This window comes from Rhodococcus spelaei (assembly GCF_006704125.1).
GTDB classification, from domain to species: domain Bacteria; phylum Actinomycetota; class Actinomycetes; order Mycobacteriales; family Mycobacteriaceae; genus Rhodococcus_G; species Rhodococcus_G spelaei.
In genome coordinates, this window is record NZ_VIGH01000002.1 from 95,624 (window position 1) to 114,460 (window position 18,837).

18 protein-coding genes are annotated in these 18,837 nt (G+C 69.9%); 10 read left to right on the forward strand and 8 right to left on the reverse strand.

What is annotated here, in order from left to right; translation table 11 throughout:
* The first annotated feature begins 38 nt into the window (after positions 1-38).
* Entirely contained in the window at positions 39-671 is a 633-nt protein-coding gene (locus FK531_RS04325; protein WP_142095524.1) for a TetR/AcrR family transcriptional regulator, read from the forward strand.
* Here the strand turns inward: FK531_RS04325 and FK531_RS04330 are convergent.
* A complete protein-coding gene (locus FK531_RS04330; RefSeq protein WP_142095526.1) occupies positions 668-1,435 on the reverse strand; it encodes an isoprenyl transferase in 768 nt (255 codons plus the stop codon). The two genes, FK531_RS04325 and FK531_RS04330, sit on opposite strands and share 4 nt — an antisense overlap.
* A gap of 170 nt (positions 1,436-1,605) precedes the next feature.
* Between FK531_RS04330 and trhA the strand changes: the two genes are divergently transcribed.
* The gene (gene trhA, locus FK531_RS04335) at positions 1,606-2,271 is read left to right on the forward strand and encodes a PAQR family membrane homeostasis protein TrhA (RefSeq protein ID WP_142095528.1); all 666 of its coding nucleotides are present in this window, start codon (positions 1,606-1,608) and stop codon (positions 2,269-2,271) included.
* Positions 2,272-2,283: 12 nt separating this feature from the next.
* Here trhA and FK531_RS04340 read toward each other — a convergent pair whose 3' ends face one another.
* Positions 2,284-3,027, reverse strand: a complete 744-nt coding sequence (locus tag FK531_RS04340) for an ESX secretion-associated protein EspG (RefSeq protein ID WP_181762816.1) — start codon at positions 3,025-3,027, stop codon at positions 2,284-2,286.
* Between the two features lie 241 nt (positions 3,028-3,268).
* On the opposite strand from FK531_RS04340, the gene FK531_RS04345 reads away from it, so the two are divergent.
* The 4 genes from FK531_RS04345 (at position 3,269) to FK531_RS04355 (ending at position 7,330) form a co-directional block, all read left to right on the forward strand.
* Positions 3,269-4,708 (forward strand): wax ester/triacylglycerol synthase domain-containing protein, encoded by a 1,440-nt coding sequence (locus FK531_RS04345; RefSeq protein WP_142095532.1) that lies wholly within the window; start codon positions 3,269-3,271, stop codon positions 4,706-4,708.
* Between the two features lie 166 nt (positions 4,709-4,874).
* A complete protein-coding gene (locus tag FK531_RS22845) occupies positions 4,875-5,000 on the forward strand; it encodes a hypothetical protein (RefSeq protein ID WP_290367598.1) in 126 nt (41 codons plus the stop codon).
* 306 nt (positions 5,001-5,306) lie between these two features.
* On the forward strand, positions 5,307-6,329 hold the full coding sequence (locus FK531_RS04350) for an alpha/beta hydrolase (protein WP_435531013.1): 1,023 nt from the start codon (positions 5,307-5,309) through the stop codon (positions 6,327-6,329).
* Positions 6,326-7,330, forward strand: a complete 1,005-nt coding sequence (locus FK531_RS04355; RefSeq protein WP_142095534.1) for an alpha/beta hydrolase — start codon at positions 6,326-6,328, stop codon at positions 7,328-7,330. The genes FK531_RS04350 and FK531_RS04355 overlap by 4 nt, the downstream gene beginning before the upstream one ends.
* Positions 7,331-7,332: 2 nt before the next feature.
* Here the strand turns inward: FK531_RS04355 and FK531_RS04360 are convergent, their stop codons facing one another.
* Genes FK531_RS04360 through mca form a run of 3 tightly spaced genes read right to left on the reverse strand, consistent with a single transcriptional unit; the run spans position 7,333 to position 10,572 of the window.
* Positions 7,333-9,351: a thioredoxin domain-containing protein gene (locus tag FK531_RS04360; protein WP_142095536.1), complete on the reverse strand. Its 2,019-nt coding sequence runs from the start codon at positions 9,349-9,351 to the stop codon at positions 7,333-7,335.
* Between the two features lie 13 nt (positions 9,352-9,364).
* Positions 9,365-9,673 (reverse strand): hypothetical protein, encoded by a 309-nt coding sequence (locus FK531_RS04365; RefSeq protein WP_142095539.1) that lies wholly within the window; start codon positions 9,671-9,673, stop codon positions 9,365-9,367.
* Positions 9,670-10,572 (reverse strand): mycothiol conjugate amidase Mca, encoded by a 903-nt coding sequence (mca, locus tag FK531_RS04370; protein ID WP_142095541.1) that lies wholly within the window; start codon positions 10,570-10,572, stop codon positions 9,670-9,672. Before mca ends, FK531_RS04365 begins: the two co-directional genes overlap by 4 nt.
* Positions 10,573-10,782: 210 nt before the next feature.
* Here mca and FK531_RS04375 point away from each other — a divergent pair, with 210 nt between their 5' ends.
* Both FK531_RS04375 and greA read left to right on the forward strand, forming a co-directional pair.
* A complete protein-coding gene (locus FK531_RS04375; RefSeq protein ID WP_142095543.1) occupies positions 10,783-11,211 on the forward strand; it encodes a DUF4307 domain-containing protein in 429 nt (142 codons plus the stop codon).
* 291 nt (positions 11,212-11,502) lie between these two features.
* Positions 11,503-11,997 (forward strand): transcription elongation factor GreA, encoded by a 495-nt coding sequence (gene greA, locus FK531_RS04380; protein ID WP_142095545.1) that lies wholly within the window; start codon positions 11,503-11,505, stop codon positions 11,995-11,997.
* A 216-nt stretch (positions 11,998-12,213) separates the two neighbouring features.
* On the opposite strand, the gene FK531_RS04385 is transcribed toward greA, so the two are convergent.
* Genes FK531_RS04385 through FK531_RS04395 form a run of 3 tightly spaced genes read right to left on the reverse strand, consistent with a single transcriptional unit; the run spans position 12,214 to position 17,584 of the window.
* On the reverse strand, positions 12,214-14,244 hold the full coding sequence (locus tag FK531_RS04385; protein WP_142095547.1) for an SEC-C domain-containing protein: 2,031 nt from the start codon (positions 14,242-14,244) through the stop codon (positions 12,214-12,216).
* A 53-nt stretch (positions 14,245-14,297) separates the two neighbouring features.
* On the reverse strand, positions 14,298-16,211 hold the full coding sequence (locus tag FK531_RS04390; RefSeq protein WP_142095549.1) for an SEC-C domain-containing protein: 1,914 nt from the start codon (positions 16,209-16,211) through the stop codon (positions 14,298-14,300).
* A gap of 44 nt (positions 16,212-16,255) precedes the next feature.
* Entirely contained in the window at positions 16,256-17,584 is a 1,329-nt protein-coding gene (locus tag FK531_RS04395; RefSeq protein ID WP_142095551.1) for a C40 family peptidase, read from the reverse strand.
* Between the two features lie 207 nt (positions 17,585-17,791).
* Here FK531_RS04395 and FK531_RS04400 point away from each other — a divergent pair, with 207 nt between their 5' ends.
* Both FK531_RS04400 and FK531_RS04405 read left to right on the forward strand, forming a co-directional pair.
* On the forward strand, positions 17,792-18,025 hold the full coding sequence (locus tag FK531_RS04400; RefSeq protein ID WP_142095553.1) for a hypothetical protein: 234 nt from the start codon (positions 17,792-17,794) through the stop codon (positions 18,023-18,025).
* Positions 18,026-18,030: 5 nt separating this feature from the next.
* A complete protein-coding gene (locus FK531_RS04405; RefSeq protein ID WP_142095555.1) occupies positions 18,031-18,810 on the forward strand; it encodes an FAD:protein FMN transferase in 780 nt (259 codons plus the stop codon).
* Positions 18,811-18,837: the final 27 nt, after the last annotated feature.

Consider the following 18,837-nt stretch of genomic DNA (forward strand, 5'->3'; position numbering starts at 1 on the left):
TCGGGCGGACTCCGTATGATCCGACCGGAGGTGTTGCGATGCGCGAGACCACGGATCGACCCGGCCGGAAGCCGACCATGCGGGACGAACAGAAGCGGCGGACGCGCGCGGCGCTCCTCGACTGCGCGCGAGAACTGTTCGAGGCCAACGGCTACGCCGGAGTGAAGATCGACGACATCGCGTCCGCCGCGGGCTGCAGCCGGGCCACCTTCTATCTGCACTTCACCGGCAAGGGCGAGATCCTGCAGAAGATCGGCGAGGAGGCACTGCCCCCGCGTGCGACCACCGTCTACGCCGATCTAGACCGGATCCTCGAGACCGGTTCCCGGACCGAGTTCACCGCGTGGGTCGAGCGCACCATCGACTGGTTCGACCAGCATCGGGCGATCCTGCCGGCCTGGGACGAGGCGCTCGCACTCGAGCCGGACTTCAAGGACGTCGCCCGCATCGCGTACGGCGCGTTGCCGGACGCGATGCCGTCCTACCTCTCACGCTGGGGCCCCGACCGGCAGACCGAGGCGCGACTGCGGATCGAACTGCTGGTCGCCCAGCTCGAGCGGTTCTTCACCCGCTGGGCCGTCCACGGCACGATCGACATCCCGCGCGAGCTGGCGGCCGGGGTTCTCGCCGACATCTGGTTCCCGGCACTGACCGAGCCGGCCGATCGCTAGGCGCCGAAGCGGCGGTGCCGGGCGGCGTAGTCGCGCAGGGCACGCAGGAAGTCGACGCGACGGAACTCGGGCCAGTACGCCTCGGTGAACCAGATCTCCGAATAGGCGCTCTGCCACAACAGGAAGCCCGACAGGCGCTGCTCGCCGGAGGTCCGGATGACCAGGTCCGGGTCGGGCTGCCCGGAGGTGTACAGGTGCCCGTCGATGCCCTCGACGCTCATCGCCTTGACCAGGTCGTCGCCCGTCAGCCCTTCGCGCAGTTTCTCGCCCAACAGCGACTGCACGGCGTCGGCGATCTCCTGCCTGCCGCCGTAGCCGACCGCGACGTTGACGTGAGTGCCGGTCCGCCCCTCGGTCCGGTCGGCGGCCTCGCGCAGTCGGCGCGCGGAGTCCTCCGGCAGAAGCTCGAGGGTGCCGACGATCTTGACCGACCAGTTCTGCTCCGGCCCGGAGATCTCTTCGACGACGTCGGTGATGATCTCGAGCAGCGAGTCCAGCTCCTCCGGATCGCGACGCAGGTTCTCGGTGGAGAGCAGGTAGATGGTGGCCATCTCGACACCGGCGTCGTCGCACCAGCCGAGCAACTCCGCGATCTTGAGCGCGCCCATCCGGTGACCGTGCGCCACGTCGGTGAACCCGTTCTCGCGCGCCCACCGACGGTTGCCGTCGCACATCACCGCTACGTGCCGCGGCTGCTGCAGGCCTGCGAGCTGTCGGGTGAGACGACGCTCGTAGATGCTGTACAGCAGGTTCGAAGGCTTCACCTGGACATCACCACGGGAGCCCACATTACGCCGGGCTCACGAGGTGCCGACGCGCAGCGGTGTTATCGGGATCGCACCCCGTACCGACCGCCCTCCGCTGCAGGTACAGTGGCCGCACACCTGAACCTACGCAACCGTAGGTTCGTCGTCGCCGAGCACGGGAGACCCGAATGACCGCACTGGACCTCGACGCGCCACCGGTCAAGCCGCGGCTGCGCGGCTGGATTCACCAGTGGGCGTTCGGCGTCGCGGTCGTCGCCGGTGCGGCGCTGGTGGTCCTCGCGGCCGGCGAGTCGGCGAGGGCCGCGGTCGCCACCGCGATCTACGCGGTGACGGTGTGCGGGGTGTTCGGGGTCAGCGCGACCTACCACCGCGTGCACTGGCACGCCCTGCGCGCCCGGATCTGGATGAAGCGTGCGGACCACTCGATGATCTTCCTGTTCATCGCGGGCAGCTATACCCCGTTCGCCATGTTGGCGCTGCCGCCGAGCACCGGCCGACCCCTGCTCGCGGTGGTGTGGGCGGGCGCGCTCGCGGGGGTCGCGCTGAAGATGCTGTGGCCGACGGCGCCGCGCTGGGTCGGCGTCCCGCTGTACCTGCTGCTCGGTTGGGCGATCGTCCCGGTGGCAGGACAACTGGTACGTGAGGTCGGCTGGGCACCGCTGATACTGCTCGCGGTCGGCGGCGTGCTCTACAGCGTGGGGGCGGTCCTGTACGCCACCAAGTGGCCGAACCCGTGGCCCGCGACCTTCGGCCACCACGAGTTCTTTCACGCCAGTACCGTCGTCGCGGCGCTGTGCCACTACGTCGCGGTGTGCCTGGTGGTGTTCGGCTGACGTTGCCTCCGTTCACCTCTCGTCGCGGGCGAGTCCGATCAGTCGATGCAGCTCGGACGCGATGTCGTCGCCCCCGACAGGCAGGGCGCTGACGATGTCGGTGCCGCGGACGAGGTAACGCCCGTCGCCCTCGAAGTCCATCCAGTGCACGACGTGACCGTCCGCGGTCGGTCGCCAGTCGACCGCCGGGCCCGCGAAGACGCCGATCTCGCCGAGCCCGGTTCGCGGACGGTCGAAGAACTCGTCGCGCTCCTCCTCGGGTCCGCGCCGGGTGGCGGAGACCATCAGCGGGCCGTCCGTTCCGACCCGTCGCGACGGGCCCGCGGACGCGGCGCCCCGCCGCGCGCCGCGCCGCGCCGCCGGCAACGACTCGACGATCCGCTCCGGCAGCTGGCCCGACGGGAGGGACGACAGTACGACGTCGGCACCGGACTCGAGGTCGACGCCCGGCTCCTGCCGTACCAGCGTCGCCCGCTCGCCGCGCACCCCGGCGTGCGCCCGCACCACCGTCGCGAGACCGTGGCCGTGGCCGTGGCCGTGGAATCCGCATATCTCCACCCGCACGGTCGGGGCGAGCAGAATCGTGAACGCGCCGTAGAGGCCCTCGTCGAGCATCGGGCGGATACGGCGGGCCGCGTCTCGTCGGGCGCTGTGGTGGTCGTCGGCGGTATCCGCGGCCCCCCGGCACTGCAACGGATAAGGCAACCGGTCGCGCCCGAGCAGACCCCAGAGAACATCGAATTCCAATGCACTCAAGCGCCATTCGATCGATGACGCCGCGATCACGCGCGACCCCGGCCGGCACCGGCCACGCTCGCGACACCGGCCACTCCTCCGACACCCAGCACCGGACACCCCCACTCGACAACCAGCCCACTCACCAGTTCTGACGCCGCTCGCGACGGTTCGGTTCCACAGTGCCGACACGGATTCTCGCTCCGTGCCCGCCAGCGGACCTCTACCCTGGCGGCCATCCGGCAGGGCAGAAGGGGGCACGGTGACACTCACTCGTCAGGAACGGTCGATCGCACGGCTGGCGCCGCAGGATGCCGAGTACTTCTACAACGAGAGCGAGCGGCATCGCTCGAACATCGTCGCGGTGTACCTGTTCGACGCCACCGGCGCCGTCGGCGACCTCGACCGGTCGGCGGCGACCGCATGGATGCGTGACCGACTCGACCAGGCCAGGATGTTCACGCATCGAATCCGCCGGATACCACTGGACCTCGACCTGCCGCACTGGGAGCTGGACTCGCACCTGGACCTGCATCGACACGTGAGCGCGGAGCCGATCGACGGACCAGGGTGGGAAGCGGTGCAACGCAGAATCTCTCGCATCGCAGGTACGGCGATCGACCTGACACGACCACCGTGGGAGCTGCACGTGATCACCGGAATCACCGGCGTCGACGATTCACCCGACCGGATGACCGCCGTAGTGCTCAAGTTTCATCACAGCGCGGGCGACGGCATCGCCACCCGCGACCTCGGGCTGCGCCTGTTCGGGCCAGCACCGGATCGGCTCCCGCCGACACCCGCACAAGCACCGAATCAGTTGGTCGAGCTAGCTTGGGCGGCCATGATGCTGCCGCTTCGACTCGTCCGGTTCGGCCGCGGGCTGCACACCACGCAGGAAGCCGACCACCGCACACGCGAACTGTCGGCCATCGGTGAGATCGTCGAGCCGCTCCCCACGCGACCGATGTGCCGGTTCAACTCCGCCATCGGCACCGACCTCACCTTCGATCATGTGCGAATGCCGAGGGATGCCATCGACGCTGTCCGCGCTGCGGTGCCCGGCGCCACGGTCAACGACGTTCTCCTCGCCGCGGTCTCCGGTGCGCTGCGCGCCTACCTGGCGGGGGTCGACGAGACCCCGACCGGATCCCTCGCGGCAATGGTCCCGATGTCCCTGCGCGGCACCGGATCCGGGGCAGGCGGTGACACCGACGGGCCCCGCGCTACCCACCTCGCACTACTGTCGGTGGACCTGCACACGGACGCCACACACCCCCTCGCTCGCCTTCATGCCATCGTGGCCAGCGCACAAGCCGAGAAGGCCCGGCACCGCAACGAGCATGTTCGGAAGTCCTCGCAGCGCATCGAGACCACCCCCGCGTGGCTGTTACGGCTGACCGGGCTCGCCCGTCGTTTCCAGCCGCACACAGGGGAGACGGTCGCCCTGCACAACACGATGGTCAGCAACGTGCCATGGGTGGGCACCGGACTGACCTTCATCGGGGCACCGGTGGTCCGCAGCTTCGGCGTGCTCGGGGTCGTCGACGGATCCGGGCTCCGTCACCTGATTGTAACCTCGGAGCCGAGCGCAGTTGACCTGACCTTTAGCACCGACACCGCCATGATGGCCGACACCCAGGAGTACAAACGCCTGCTACGGGCCTCGTTGGACGAACTTGTGGTGGCCGTGCGCGACTGAGTTCAGCAAAATGCAAGCAAAGTTCGCGTGTTCTTCATTACTTGCAATTGGAATGTTGTTACCGTGCCGTTTGTTACGAACCGACCGGTTGTAACTGTTCATGCGGTGCACGAATGCTCAGCGACATCGCGCGCCGCCGTCCGAAGTTCGACTCAAGGAGGCACACGTGGGTTCACTTGAAGGCATCATCGGCGCAATCATCCCGGGACTCGGTTCCATGATCGCTGCGGACGGACTGTTCAAGGTGTTCATGGGATCGGTCGACGGTAGCGTCAACACCCCACCGGCCTAGCTTCCACCGGTACGATCGCCGATCGCGCAACGGAAATCACGTGCACCACACCGTGTTAACCCGGGGTCGGGATACACCGGCCCCCTCTCACATCTGAGGAGCAACATGGGATCGATCACCGACGTTCTGGGCCCCCTGGTCACTAGCGCGAACGGCGCCGGCACCAAGGTCATCAACGCGCTCATCACACTGAGCGGCGGGACCCCGGCCCCCAAGTAGGCATTCGGATGCGGACCCGCACCCTCGCGCGGGTCCGCATCCGCCTGACGACCACCCACACACGCCGCGCAGCACCAAGGATCGCCGTTGAGCCCCTCCCCCCACCTGCGTCTCGCCTTCGGCCTCGCCCTGGCTCTGGTCATTCTCTCCGGAGCGCCGACTGCGAACGCCCAGGCGGCCCCCGGGCCGCAGCAGGGTTCAACCCTCGGCAGCCGCCTGGAAACCCTCGACGTGTACTCGCCGTCGATGCAACGCAGCATCCCCCTCGAGATCCTGCGCCCCACGGACACCAGCACCCCGGCGCCGACGCTGTACCTGCTCAACGGCGCGGGTGGCGGCGAGGACGGTGCGACCTGGAAGGCCCAGACCGACGTCGCACAGTTCTTCGCCGACCGGCACGTCAACGTGGTCGTCCCGATGGCGGGTGCGGCCAGCTACTACACCGACTGGCGCCGTCCCGACCCCGGGCTCGCGAAGACCGGCGAGAACAACGGCCGGAACATGTGGACCACCTTCCTCACCGAGGAACTGCCCCCGGTCATCGACCGCAAGCTCCACACCACCGGCGCCAATGCCCTTGCCGGACTGTCCATGTCGGGCACGGCGGTCCTCAACCTGGCGATCGCGGCCCCCGAGCTCTACCGAAGCGTCGCAGCGTACAGCGGGTGCGCGATGACCAGCCAGGCGCCGGGTAGGCAATTCGTGTCGCTGGTCGTCGAGGCCGGCGGCGGCGACGCGGACAACATGTGGGGACCGCCGGGCGACCCCGAGTGGACTGCCCAGGATCCGTACGTCAACGCGGACAAGCTCCCACCCATCCCGATATACGTCGCGAGCGGCACCGGACTACCCGGCACCCACGACAACCTCGCCAACCCGCGATTGAAGGGGAACGCGATCACCCTCGGTAGCCAGATTGTCCTCGGCGGTGTCATCGAGGCCGCGACGAACTATTGCACCCACCGACTCGCCGACCGCACCCGCGACCTCGGGATGACCAACGTGGTGTTCAACTTCCGCCCGACCGGAACCCACTCGTGGGGATACTGGCAGGACGATCTGCATCGGTCTTGGCAGACGCTCGCGGACGCGCTCGGGGTGCCCCGATGATTCGTAGACCATTGCGCCATGCACTGCTCCCGGCAGTCGCCGCCAGTATCGTCGTCGCGCCCACCGCGACCGCGCAAACCGTTGTCCCCGAATACGTCTCGGTCTCCCCGGATGCCACGCCTGCGATCGCCTCGGCAACCGAACTCGACGGCAGGGTGGTCCTGCAGGTGGCGTCGCCCGCGATGCGCCGGGAGGTCGCGGTCACGGTGCTTCGGCCCGCGGACCGGAGCAGAGCGCACGGAAGCTACTACCTGCTCGACGGGAACTCCGGTCAGGTGACCGAGAACAACTGGCTCGACCCCGGACGCGGCAATGCGCGGGAGTTCTTCTCCGACAAGAACGTCAACGTCGTCCTTCCGATCGGCGGGACAGGCACCAACTACACCGACTGGGACCAGGACCATCCGGTGTTCGGCCGGACCAAGTGGGAGACCTTCCTCGCCGAGGAGCTACCCCCGCTGATTGACGCCCGGTTCGGTACCAACGGCCGCGCCGTGATCGGCGGCATCTCGTCCGGTGCTGCCGGGGCTGTCATGATCGCACAGCGGCACCCCGACGTCTTCGCGGGTGCGGTCGGCTACAGCGGCTGTTATCTGACCGACGGACCCGTCGGGAAGGCGCTGACCGACCTCGTCGTGATCAACGGCAGGGCCACCTCGGAGATGATGTGGGGGCCGCCGGCAGGAGAGCAGTGGCGCACACACGACCCGATCGCGCATGCCGGTGCGCTCGCCGCCAAACCCGTCTACCTGTCCTCAGGATCCGGACTACCCGGACCCCACGAGGATCCCGCGTCGCCCGACTTCGCCCGAACCGCCATCGTCGGCGGCGCACTCGAACTCGGCTCGAAGCTGTGCACCGACCGGCTCGAGCAGGCGCTGCGATCGGCCGGCGCCGTGGTGACGCGAAGCGCCACCCCTGTGGGCACCCATGCCTGGCCGTACTGGCGCGACGAGCTGGCGCGGTCGTGGCCCACCATCCGGGCAGCCGCGGAGGGATGAGCCTACCGGCCGAGCGCTTCGATCAGGTCGTTCGGCGCGGTGACCGGCCGGTCGCAGACGAACCCGCGGCAGATGTATGCCGCCGAGGCGCCGTCGACGAGGGGACGGTCGGCGAGTAGCGGTGCCGAGTCCGGCGCACCGCCGAGCACGATCACACCGCCCGGGGCGGCCCGACGTGCCGCGTCGAGCAGCGCGGACTCGCCGCCGTCCGTGGCCACCGCCACCTGGACCGGCCCGCGCACCGACGCCTCGGCGACCGCCAGCCAGTGCCCAGCCGAGCGCGCGACCCTGGCCAGCAACGGCACCCCGCGCTGCAGGGTCTCGGCGGCCGCCGCGGCGTACCGGGCCGAGTTCTCCGGCTCCGACAGCGCGGTGGCGGCGAGCAGGGCCTCCGCGATCGACGACGCACCGGACGGGGTCGCCCCGTCGAACGGGTCGCGGGGGCGGGCGATCAGCCGCTCGGCGTCGTCGGCGGTGTCGAACCAGCAGCCGGGCTCGTCGGGGTCGGCGAAGTGCTCGAGCGCCAGCGTGACAATTTCCTGTGCGCGGGTGAGCCATTCGAGCTCCCCGGTGGCCTGGTGCAGGGCGAGCAGTCCGGTGGCGAGTGCGGCGTGGTCGTCGAGCACCGCCGCCGCGTCCCCGACCACTCCACCCAGCGACGCCCGGCGCAGCCGACCGTCGACCAGGTGCTCGTCGAGCAGGTAGCGCGCGCATCCCGCGGCCGCGGCAGTCCAGTCCGGTCGGCCGAGCCCGGCGCCCGCCTCGGCGAGCGCGGTGACGGTCAGACCGTTCCACGCGGTGACGACCTTGTCGTCGCGACCCGGTTGCGGACGCGCCGACCGCGCTTCGAAGAGCTTGGCGCGCACCGCCTCCCAGCGCTCGGGGTCGTCCGGGTCGGATGGCAGCTGCAGCACCGAGGTGCCCGCCTCGAAGGTGCCCGCCGAGCTCACCGCGAGCAGTCCGGCCGCCCAGATCCCGTCCTCGAACCCGAGTGCCTCGATCAGCTGGTCGGGGGTCCACGCATAGGTCAGTCCCTCGACGCCGTCGGTGTCGGCATCGAGCGCGGACGCGAAACACCCGGTGTCCGTCCGCAGTTCGCGCAGCATGAACTCCGCGGTCTCGGCGGCCACCCGCAGCGCCAGCGGCGAGCCCGTGCGTCGACCCAGGTGCGCATACACCCGCAGCAGTTGGGCGTTGTCGTAGAGCATCTTCTCGAAGTGCGGCACCACCCACTCGGCGTCCACCGAGTATCGGGCGAACCCTCCCCCGACTTGGTCGTAGATGCCGCCGCGGGCCATCGCCGCGGCCGTGCGCTGCACCGCGGCCAGCACCCGGCCGTCGCCGGTGCGCTCGTAGCCGCGGAGCAGCCCCTCGAGCAGCGCGGACGGCGGGAACTTCGGCGCCCCACCGAATCCGCCCCGCTCGGTGTCCTCGTCGCGCAGCACCGTTGCCACCGCGGCGTCGAGCAGTTCCGCGGTCAGCGGCGCCGTCGCCGCCGGGACCCCCGCGCCGCCGGCGCGCAATTCCGCGGCGATGGACGCCGATGCCTGCTGCACGTCGTCGCGGCGCTCGCGCCAGGTCTCGGTGATGGCCTCGAGCACCTGGGTGAACGAGGGCATGCCGCCGCGCGGCGTCTGCGGATAGTAGGTACCGCAGTAGAACGGCTCGGCCTCCGGGGTGAGGAAACACGTCATCGGCCACCCGCCGTGCCCGGTGGTCGCGACCGTCGCGTTCATGTAGATCGCGTCCAGGTCGGGTCGTTCCTCCCGATCCACCTTGATGCAGACGAAGTTCTCGTTCATCACCGCGGCGGTTGCCTCGTCCTCGAACGACTCGTGCGCCATCACGTGGCACCAGTGGCAGGCCGAGTACCCGACGGACAGCAGGATCGGTACGTCCCGCTCGGCGGCCCAGGCCAGCGCGTCGGGTCCCCACTGCTGCCAGTGCACCGGGTTGTCGGCGTGCTGACGCAGGTAGGGACTCGTCGCCCCGCCGAGGGTGTTCCGGGACAGGGCGCTCATACCGGTGCCGGTCCTAGCTCGGGGCCTGCGTCGGCGGCTCGGACTTCTTCGACTCGTCCGTGGTGGCCGGTTCGGCGGGCGGGACCGCCGCGCCGGGGTCGGTGCCGTCGTCGACGGCCTGATCGGCCTCGGGATGCTCCGGCTCGAAGGTCTCGGGGAGCTTGCGCAGCTGCCGGTTCATCGAGCGGATCAGCAGCACCGTGCCGACGAGCAGCGCGATGATGAGTACCAGCCCGACCGGCGAGGCCTTGCCGAACTCGGGGCCGGTCGGGGTGCCGGGGGTCTGCGCCAGCCAGTCGACCGCCGCACTTGCCAAGATCACTTCGTCTCCTCTTGATGTCCGGATGCCACGCCGACGTGATCGATTCCGGAGAACAGGTCGTTCTCCGGAATCGCCGTGCGGACCCGGGTCTTCGCCAGCTCGAACTCCTCGGTCGGCCAGATCTTCTGCTGCATCTCGAGCGGCACCGCGAAGAAGGACCCGTTGGGGTCGATCTGGGTGGCGTGCGCGCGCAGGGCGTCGTCGCGTTGCGGGAAGTAGTCACCGCAGGTGATCTGCGTGGTGACGCGGGCCATCAGGTCGCCCTGCTCGGTCTTCCACTTCTTGAGCCACTCGGCCATCGGGAACTCCTCGCCCCGACGGTCGTACTCCTCCTGGAACAGCTGCAGGCGCTTCCGGATGAACCCGTGCGAGTAGTAGACCTTCTGCACCGCCCACGGCTCCCCCGCGTCGGGGAACTGCTCGGGGTCGGCGGCCGCCTCGTAGGCGGCCATCGACACCTCGTGGCAGCGGATGTGGTCGGGGTGCGGGTAGCCGCCGTTCTCGTCGTACGTGGTGATGACGTGCGGGCGGAACTCGCGGATCACCCGCACCAGCGCCTCGGTGGACTCCTCGAGCGGCACCAATGCGAAGCAGCCCTCGGGGAGCGGCGGCAGCGGGTCGCCCTCGGGCAGTCCGGAGTCGACGAACCCCAGCCACATCTGCTCGACGCCGAGGATGCGGGCCGCCGCGGCCATCTCCTCCTTGCGAACCTCGCTGATCCGGTCGCGGACGCCGGGGACGTCCATCGCGGGGTTGAGGATGTCGCCGCGTTCACCGCCGGTCAGGGTCACGACCAGCACGTCGTTACCCTCGGCCGCATAGCGCGCCGTGGTTGCGGCGCCCTTGCTGGACTCGTCGTCGGGATGGGCGTGCACGGCCATGAGACGCAATCCGCTCACTGTGCTCCTTCACCTCAGCTTCGCCTGTAGCCATCGTCGGCCTGCCTGACATCACCGGTCCGTCGACGCCTACCGCGCCAGCGGGCCACCGTTGTCCTTCCCCTATAGTTCCACCCGATACCTCCAGCGTCAGCCGTGGCCCCGCCCGGCCACCGCGGGGGTGCCCGCCGGGCGGCAGCTCGCCCGGACCGCTTCACGAGAGCAGAGCCGATGACCGAGACGCTTCCCGCCGACCGCTACCCGACGACGCCGCAGCGCAACCTGCGCGGGTCCCGGATCATGGCGGTCGTTCTCACCATCGGCGTGATCCTGCTGGGCATCGCGCTGGCGTACTTCGCGTACAACAAGTTCGAGAACAAGGACATCTCCACCAGCGTCATCTCGTACGACATCGTCAACGACTCGACGATGAACATCCGGTTCACCGTGACCCGCGACGAGCCCTCGGAGCCGGCGGTCTGCATCGTGCGGGCCCGGTCCAAGGACGGTTCGGAGACGGGTCGTCGCGAGGTGTACGTCGCGCCGTCCGACAGCGGCACGGTGGACCTGACGACACTGATCCGGACCTCCCAGACGCCCGCAATCGCCGACATCTACGGCTGCGGGGCGGACGTGCCGGAGTACCTCACCGGCAGCTGAGCGGGCACAGCGAGGCACCGCCGGGCAGCCTGCGGTTTTCGCGGCGAAATCCCAGCTCGTGCTAGAATACGTCGATACACGGTTCCGGGTTGGAACCGTGTATTGCTGCATTTGCGTACGGCTGTGTGTTTGCACAGCTGCAAGGCGGCAGGGTGCACCGCTCACATGACTGAGCCGACCGGGGGATCCGTTCAACCGGGGGACCGCGCGCTCTGCCACCGCTGACCACTGGATTTCAGTGGTCCGTCCGGGGGGCCCGCGAGGGTTCCGACTTACGAGGAGTGATCGAGCATGACCGAGACCCAGGTGACCTGGTTGACCCAGGAGTCCCACGACCGGCTCAAGAGCGAACTCGACCAGCTCATTGCGAACCGTCCGGTCATCGCAGCCGAGATCAACGAGCGGCGCGAAGAGGGCGACCTGAAGGAGAACGGCGGCTACCACGCGGCCCGCGAGGAGCAGGGCCAGCAGGAGGCCCGCATCCGCCAGCTCCAGGAGCTGCTCAACAGCGCCAAGGTCGGCGAGGCCCCCACCCAGTCCGGCGTGGCCCTGCCCGGTTCGGTCGTCAAGGTCTACTACGACGGCGACGAGTCGGACACCGAGACCTTCCTGATCGCCACCCGCGAAGAGGGTGCCCGCGACAACAAGCTCGAGGTCTACTCCCCCAACTCCCCGCTCGGCGGCGCGCTGCTCAACGCGGCCGTCGGCGACACCCGTGAGTACATCCTGCCGAACGGCAAGACCATGAAGGTCACGCTGCTCAGCGCGGAGCCGTACCACTCCTGAGGCGGCTGCGCCGCCCGTGCGCGCCGTTCACCCCGGTTGGGGTGAGAAGCGCGCACAGTACGAACCCCGGTTCGAGACATTCGGACCGGGGTTTCTTGCTGTCCGGAGGTCGGGGATCCGACCCTCCCCCGCCGGCCTACCCCGACCCACAGCTAGACAGGCGCGGCGAACCACATGACGGTTCCGCACGGTTCACAGACACTTCCGACACCGGAATCAGGAAGCCGTGAACGCGAGACTGAGCACGTCCACCAGCTCGTCCGGCTCGGTCTCCGCGGACCCGCACATCTCCAGCAGCTCGCCCCGGTATCGAGGGTCGATCGGTTCGATGCCGCCGAACGCCCGGATCGAGTCGCCGGTCGGCAGCAGCCGGGCACAGACCAGGGTCCCGACGGCGAAGTTGTGGCCGGCAACGGCGTCGACCACCTCCACCATCTCGACTCCGGTCACCTCGCGCAGCGTCAGCGACCGACCCGGCGCCACCGCCGTCACCTCGTACACGCCCCGGCTGCCGGCCAGCCACTGCCTCGCGAGTTCGAGCTCCTCGGCGGGCAGGACCTGAGCGCGGCGGGCCACGAACTGCTCGAGAACGCCGCCCTCGAACAGCGCGGCATCGATGACCAGTCCGCCCTCGAGAGCCGTGATGGTGGCGTCCTCGTCGTCGGTGTGGGCGGCCCGGATCTCGGCGAGCTCGTGGACCAGGTCGAACAGTTCCGGTGTCCGCGCGAACATCAGGGCCTTGGTGTACAGCCAGGACGCCCGCGCGTCAGCCGTGAGGTCGGACCTGCCGAGGTGGCAGGCCTTGTACTTGCGGCCGGACCCGCACCAGCAGCGATCGTTGCGGCCCAGTCCGGGACGTTCCACGGGCTGGTATCGCGCGAGCACCTCCAGCAGGGTCTCCGCGTCCCCGCCCTCGATGCGGGCGAGCAACGACTGCGCACGAGTCAGGTCACCGGCGTCGGCGGCGAGCAACGCCAGGTCGAAGACGGCCAGCATCCAGTCCGGATCCCGGTCCAGGGCACGCTCGTAGTGCGTCACGGCGGCGAGGACGTCCCCGAGCTGGTCGGCGGCCTTGCCCGCCAGCCAGTGCCCGGCCGGATTCACGCGGCGCGGTGCGTGCTCGATCAGCGCCGCCGCAGCGGCACCGACGGCTTCGGCGCGGTCGTCGCCGGTGGTGGCGAGGTCGAAGGCGACCGCCGCGGCCGACGGATCCTCGAGCCCGGCGAACGCAGCGGGGTCCGCGGCCACACGGGCGGCTGCGACGGCGCTCGCCTCCTCGCCCCGCGCGGACGCGTCGCCGATCTCGTGGACGAGATCGGTGAAGTCGACGACCGCCCCGGCCTCGGCTGACCGCAGCCGGTTCTCGCGTGCGATCGACTCGACGAGTGTCGCGCGGTGAAACGCATCGAAGTCGAACCCCCGCGGTGCGAGGTAGTTGCGTTCGCAGACGTACCCGGCGCCGTCGAGCAGCTCGGCCAGTGGCACTGTCGGCGCGGTGAACAGGTCGCGGTGGTCGGCGACGAGCTGCCAGACGACGGGGTCGGTGTGCTCGGCGGTGCGGTCGGCGATGATCCCGCGCACCGACTCGACGAGGTCCGGGGCCGCGACGGTGCGGTCCACCCGGACCAACCGCAGCTTCCCGCCCGCCAGACCGAGGCCGATCAGGTCCCCCACGGTGTAGCCGACGAGCGTGTCCGGATCGAGCAGGAGCCGCTCGATCTCCGGGTCGGCGATCCCGGTGCGGCCACGTTCGGACAGCACCGCGGCGTCCGATGTGGGGTAGACGACGCCGACATCGGATTCGCCTCCGCGGGAGCGGGATCCGACCAGTCCGGTCAGCGCGGACAGGTCCGGATCGATGTCGAGCACACCGGAGGCGATCTCCTCCTCGGAGAGCCGGTGGGTGAACACCCGCCCCTCGAGCAGGCTGTCGACGGCGGCGATGCGTCCGTCGGCGAGCGCACCGAGCGCGGGATCGTCAAGGGTGTGCACCACCTCGGTCATCTCCGCCGAAGTGCCGAGCCCCCGGTCGACCAGCGCAGCAACCCACTCGTCGGCGGTGAGCGGCCCTCCTCGACGCAGCACCGTGATCGCCGCCTCGGCGACATCGACCGTGTCGGTATCGGGGTCGGGGACGGCGTCGGGACGGGGAACAGCGTCGGGACGGGGCTCGGTGCGGAGCTCGGCGTCGCGGCGACCCACGATCTCGAGGTGCCGGTCACCGCGGGATTCGGTCGGGGCGATCACCCTGCGATCGTAGGCGACCGGCGGGCGCCGCCGTGGCCCGGAGTGCTCCTCGCTCAGTGCGCCGCGAACCGCTCGCTGAGGAGCTCCACCAGTTCGGCGGGGTCGGTGTCGTCCGCATCCAGCAGCGCCATCAGTTCGGCCCGACTGCCCGACGCCACCGGCTCGATGCCACCGAAGATCTGAGTCGCCCCACCGGCGGGAACCACACGGGCGCAGATGAAGTCGCCTGCCGCCAACTGCTGGCTGCCCGTCCGCTCGAGCACCTCGACCACGTCGCCGGTGCGTTCGTCGCGCAGGGTCAGCCCTTCTGCCGGCCGCGCCGCGATCACCTCGAACACCGATCGCTTCGCCTCCAACCACCGCTGGGCCAGTTCGAACTCGTCCGCGGGCAGCAGTGCGCCGCGCCGCGCCAGGTACAGCGCGAAGACGCCGCACTCGAACAGCGCGACGTCGAGCGCGAGCGGGTCCTGGAACGCCCGGCCGACCGCGTCCTCATCGTCCCAGTGGGCCGCGCGGACCTCCGCCAGGTCGTACGTCAGGTCGAACAGTTCCGGGCTCAGCGCGAACCACTCGGCCTTCCGGTACAGCCACAGCGCCCGGTCGTCGAGGGAATTGTCGACCTTGCCGAGGTGGCAGGCCTTGTACTTCTTGCCGGAGCCGCACCAGCAGCGGTCGTTGCGCCCCAACCCGGGATGCTCGGCCGGTGCGTACTGCTGCAGTAATGCGTACAGCGGTTCGGCGTCTCCGCCCTCGATCCGATTGAGCAGCGAGAGGCCGCGAACGGCGTCGCCCCGGTCGGACGCGAGTTGTGCGAGCGCGAACACGGCGGGCGCACAGTCGTCCTGGCTGGCGGCGTCCTCGAAATGGGCCTCCGCGGCGACGATGTCGCCGAGCCGGTCCGCAGCGTTGCCCGACAGCCAGTGCGCGGATGCCTTCGCCCGCCGCGGGCCCGCCTCGACCAGTGCGACCGACGCGGCATACAGCGCGTCGGGACGGTCGGAGAAGCCGGCAACCAACTCGAGTGCAGCGGCCGCGGCCACCGGGTCGGCGAGGCCCGCGTACCGACCGGGCTCCACCGAGACATGTTCGCGCGCCCAGGATCCCGGGTCGGTCCCCTCTTGCGCCACGTCGCGCGTCTGGCCGACCAGCGCGAGGAACGCGACGACCGCGGCCGCCTCGTCCGGATGCAGCTCGTGTTCGCGGGCGACCATACCGATGTGCGTCGCGAGATGGTGCGCCTCGAAGTCGAACCCGCGCACCGCGACGTAGTCGCCGTCGCGCTCGAACCCGGCCGCCTCGATCAACTCTCCGATCGGTGCGGTGGGCGCGGTGAACAATTCCTGGTCGTCGGCCATCAGCTGCCAGACCACTGCGTCCAGGTTGTCCGCACCCTCCTCGCCGAGGATCCGGCCGAGCCCGACGGACAGGTCCGGTGTCTCCACTGAATCGGCGGGCGTCAGCTCCACCAACCCGTCGCGGACGGCGAGCGCGACGAGATCGCCTGCGGTGTAACTCGACAACGCGTCCCGCTCGAGCAGCAGACCCTCGCTGTACGGGAAGTGCGGATCCTCGACACCACGATCGGCGAATGTCGGTTCGTCGGCATCGGCGAAGACGACGCGAAACTGTCCGGCCCGCTCCTGGTCGGAGTCGAGGATGAACACCGTGAGCGCGGCGAGATCGGGGTTGGCATCGAGAATGCCCGCCGCGACTTCGGTTTCGGTCAGCCGGTGGGTGAACACCCTGCCCTCGAGCAGCGACTCGAGCGCGACGGTGCGGCCGTCCGGCAGGTAGCCGAGGTCCTCGTCGTCGAGCAACTCCACCAGCTGCGTCATCTCGACGACGGGACCGTGCCCGGCGTCCGCGAGCAGTTGCCCCCAGTCCTCAGCCGTCAGCGGGCCGTGTTCGCGGAGAATGCCCATCGCCGCGTCGGCGAGCACGTCACGGGGATCGATCGGATCGGTCACGTCACCGATCCTAGGCGTCGGCGCGCACAGGCGGCGGAGCCGCGTCAGACGATCCGGCGGACCTTCATGCCGTCGAACACCGGACCCACCTTCACCACGTCGCCGGTCTGCGGCGCGTGCACCATCTGCCCGTTGCCGATGTAGATCGCGACGTGCCCAGGACCGCCCGACTGCCAGTTGCCGAACAGCAGGTCGCCGGGACGGGCCTCGGACATCGGGATCTCGGTGCCGATGTTCCACTGGGTCTCGGAGGTCCGCGGCAACGCCAGGGTGTCGCCGGTGGCCGAGTACACCGCGTACGAGGTCAGGCCCGAGCAGTCGAATCCTCCGCCGGACGGGCCGTTGATGTTGCCGCCGCCCCACACGTACGGCAGGCCCAGGTACCGCAGCGCCGCCTCGACCACCTTGCTGCCGATCGTCCCGTCGCCGTTGAACGGCGCCAGGATCGCCGCGAACACCGGCTCGGACGCCCGGATCTTGGCCACGTACGGCTTGGTCTGGTGCTCGTAGTCGAACGAACCGCTCGGCATGCCACCCGCACGCCGCACCGCGTCGACGCCCGCGTTGTAGCCGGCGATGGTCAGGTCCAGGGTGTCGCCCTTGACCAGGCCCTGCTTCTTCCAGTCGTCGATCTGGGCGTACATGTCGCAGAGCAGGTGGCCGGACGCCATCACCGGGTCCGCGACGCCGAGGACGTCGGCCTTGCCGTCGCCGTCCGCGTCCTTGCCGTACTTGGCCCAGGTGCCCGGCATGAACTGGCCGGGGCCGAGCGCTCCCGTGCGCGACACCGGGGCGGTCGGGCCGAACCGGAAACCGTTCTCCGCGTTGTACAGCGCCGCGATGACCGGAGCCTTGACACCCTCGCAGATCTGACCGGCCTTCTGCAGCCACGGAACGAACACCCCGATCGCTCCGATCGGGGCCAGGTTCGCACCCGGGAAGGCCGCGTCGAGCGACGTCACAGTCCGCGAGAGGTCCCCGCCGAACGGAATCGAATTGTCGCTGTCGTCCCCATTGTCCGAGGTAGCCGTGACTCGCGGCGCGGCGGGTGCGGGCGGCGTGATCACCGGCGCGGGCGGCAGCACGGGATCGGGTACCGCGGGCGGCGGCGGGGGCGGAAGATACGGCTGCACCGCGGTCTGCACCGCCGTGGCCGCGTCCGCGACCGCCTGCCTTGCCGGTTCCTGCATCTGCTGGGGCAGCTGGCCGATCACATCACTGATCTGTTGGCCGGCCTGCGGCGAGGAGGCTTGTACCGATTGAATCGCTTGTGCTGCTTGTTCTTTGACCGGAGCTGGAATGTCTGCGCCTTGTACGAGACCACCGAGAGCTGTCGCTACGGCGACTATCACCGCCGTGGGGTCAACCGGCATTCGCAATCTCCCTACGTCGAGCGTGGCTTCGTGGTCCAACGTTATGACTCGTGCGGCGGTGGCGGGGTGACTTTGACGCGTTCTCTTAGTTTGCCTTCAGGTTGCTGCTCACAACGTGGAATCGCGGCCCGCGAGTCGGCCGTTACCTCGGGCAATTACCAGCCCGCATTCAGGAATCTCTCAGGCCGGAAGCGGACGCTGGTAGCCATGAGCGCCCGACCCGATGCCCGAGAGTCCGCGAACACCGGAACCGATCCGGTGAACCGACCGTCTCGGGTACGCCGGGCCCTCGCCGCGTCCGGCATCGTCGGCGTGATCGGCCTCGGGTCGCTGGCCGCCGCGCCGCTCGCCCTCGCGGAGGCGACGGTCGCCGACGGCGTGTCCGCTCCGACCGTCAGCGAGGGGTCGGGGGCCTTCGACGTGATCTCCGGCGGATCGTGACGTCGGTGACCGCGAAGGCCTCGAAGAGCTGGTCCCTGTGGGGTGTGCGGGCGACGGTCGTCGTCACCGAACCGGACCTGCTCGACTCGGCCTGGCATCTGGTCCGGGGACACCTGGCGGTCGCGGACCTGGCCGTCAGCAGCACGCGCACGGACTCCGAGATCGCGGCACTGAACAGGTCGGGAGGACGACCGGTATCGGTGAGTGCCACACTGGCACAACAGGTTCGGCACGCCCTCGAGGCCGCCGAGCTCACCGACGGCTTGCTCGACCCGACCGCGGGAGCCGACCGGCCGTACGCATGGCGGTCGGTCGCGGTGCACGGCACCGAGATAACCCTCCCCACGGCCGTCACCCTCGACCTCGACGCGACCATGCGTTCGGCGACCGCCGACCACTGCGCGGAGGCGGTCGCCGCACTGCTCGGGTGCGGCGTCCTGGTCAGCCTCGGCGGCGACGTCGCGACCGCCGGACCCGAACCGGCGTCCGGCTGGCAGATCAAGGTCGAGGACCTGCCCGGCGAACCGTCCTGCCAGGTGTCGATTCCGTCCGGTTCCGGCCTGTCCACCGCCAGCACCGTCAGTCCCCTGCACCCGGACCCCGCCGATCCCCCGCGCTGGCGCACGGTCAGCGTGGTGGCGGGGTCCGCGTGCAACGCCGCGGCCGTGAGCAAGGCCGCCCTCCGCCTCGGCGACGCCGCCCTCGAGTGGCTGGACCGCCTGCGACTGCCCGCCCGCCTGGTGGACCGGGACGCACGGGTGACGCTGCTCGGCGGCTGGCCGTGAGGCGCCTGCGGCGCTGACGCCGGGCCG